General features: G+C 75.4%; 1 protein-coding gene. It reads left to right on the top strand.

All coding sequences use genetic code 11. The annotated features are described in order from the left end of the window. Positions 1-2,199, top strand: a 2,199-nt coding sequence (locus ACFQ4O_RS17055; RefSeq protein ID WP_378777507.1) for an acyltransferase domain-containing protein, incomplete at both ends; no start/stop codon positions are given.

Below are 2,199 nucleotides of genomic sequence, written 5' to 3'. Positions count from 1 at the left end.
GGACGCTCGCCGGCCGCGACGCCGCCCGCGCCCGGCACGTGGCCACCAGCGTCGCCGCCACCCGCGACCTGCTGCCCAAGCGCCTCGTGCTGGAGAGCGACGATCCCACCAGCTGGGAGGCGACGCTCGCCGCCTTCGCCACGGACGGCGCCGCGGACGGCGTGATCCTCGACGGCGCGGTCGGCCGCGACGCGCCGGTGGCCTTCGCCTATTCCGGCAACGGCTCGCAATGGGCCGGCATGGGCCGGCGCCTGCACGCGCAGGACGCCGCGTTCCGGGCGAGGCTCGCCGAGATCGACGAGCGCTTCGGGGCCGTCGCCGGCTGGTCGGTGCTGGCGGCGCTGTTCGCCGACGATCTCGCCGACAAGCTGAAGCGGGCCGAATTCGCCCAGCCGCTGCTGTTCGCGACCCAGGAGGCCACCACCGCCGCGCTCGCCGCCGCCGGCGTGACGCCGGACGTGACGCTCGGCCATTCGGTCGGCGAGGTGGCGGCGGCGCTCGCGAGCGGCGCGCTGACGCTCGATCAGGCCTGCGCCGTGGTGCACTCCCGCAGCCTGCATCAGGAGATCGCCTGGAAGGCGGGCGTGATGGCGGCCGTGCTGGTGCCGGCCGACGAGGCCCGCGACCTGATCGCGGCCGGCGGCTTCGGCGGCGTGGAGATCGCCGCCGTCAACAGCGCCCGCTCCATCACCCTGTCCGGGCCGGAGACCGAGATCCGGGAGCTCAGCCGTTTCGCCCGCAGCCGCCGGGTGGCGGTGCGGGTGCTCGACATCGACTACCCGTTCCACACCGGGCTGATCGAGGGCGTGCGCGAGCCGCTGCTGAACGACCTCGCCGGCTTCCGCCCGCGCGCGACGCGGGTTCCCTTCGTCTCCAGCGTCACCGGGACTGTGGTGGAGGGCGCAGCTCTCGACGCCGGCTACTGGTGGGACAACGTGCGCCAGCCGGTGCTGTTCGCCGACGCGGTCGAGGCCGCCGCGGCGCTCGGCGCCCGCGTGTTCGTGGAGATCGGCCCGCGGCCGGTGCTGCAGACCTACATGACCGACGTGCTGGCGGCGGCCGAGGTCACGTCCGGCGTCGTCAACTGCGACGATCACGGCGCGGGCGAGCACGATCCCATCCGCCGCGCGCTGGCGAAGCTGGTGGCCAAGGGCGGCCGAGTCGCCCGCGACGTCGCCTTCGGGCGGCCGAACGGCCCCGCCGTCCGCCTGCCGACCTATCCGTGGCAGAACGTCCGCTTCGCGGTGGGCGTGACCGCGGACGGGCAGGCGCTCTACCAGGGCTACGACCGCCATCCGCTGATCGGAGCGCGGCTGAAGACCCAGAGCGACGAGTGGAACGCCCATCTCGATCCCGCCGTCGCGCCGCTGATCGCCGACCACAAGGTGGGCGGCCGGGTGGTGGCGCCCGCCGCCGCGCTGGCCGAAATGGCGCTCGCCGCCGGCCGCGCCTGGCTGAAGACCGAGGCGGTGGAGCTGTCCGACTTCGAGATCAGCCACGCGCTGACGCTGGACGCCGACGCCATCGCCGAGGTGCGCACCCGCATTTCGGCCGAGAGCCGCACGGTGGAGATCCTGAGCCGGCCGCGCCTGCGCTCCGAGGACTGGACGCTGCACGCGGTCGGCCGCGTGGCCCCGGTTCCCTCCGCCCGGCCCGCCGTCGAGGAGACGGTGACGCCCGCCGGCGCGCCCCGCGCCGAGGGCGCCGGGCTCTACGCGCTCGCCGGCGCCTACGGGCTCGACTTCGGCCCCGCCTTCCAGGCCGTGAGCCATGTGGAGCGGCTGGCGCAGGACCGCCTGCGGGTGACGCTGAAGCCTGCCGCGGAGCGCGGCCCCCGCGACGACCGCTACGGCCTGCATCCGGCCGATTTCGACGCCTGTTTCCACGGCCTGCTGACCCTGTTCGGCGACGCCGGCGACCGGCCGGACATGACCTACCTGCCCATGCGGTTCGGGACCCTGCGCCTCCACGCGCCGGGCGCGACCATCGCCCGGGCGGAGATCGCCATCCGCCGCTTCAGCCCGCGCTCCATCGACGCCGCCTTCACGCTGTTCGACGCCGACGGCGCGGTGATCGCGACGCTGTCCGACGCCCGCTTCCGGGCGGTGACGCTTGCCCGCCGCACGCCGCTGGAGCGGCTGTCCTATCACGCCGCCCCGGCGCTGATCGGCCCCGGCCCCGCCGCCGCGCCCGTGGAGC

The sequence above is a fragment of the Methylopila musalis genome (genome assembly GCF_042679725.1).
Lineage (GTDB): Bacteria > Pseudomonadota > Alphaproteobacteria > Rhizobiales > Methylopilaceae > Methylopila > Methylopila musalis.
The sequence above is the reverse complement of the archived record's forward strand: the minus strand, read 5'-3'. Positions and strand labels throughout refer to the sequence as shown.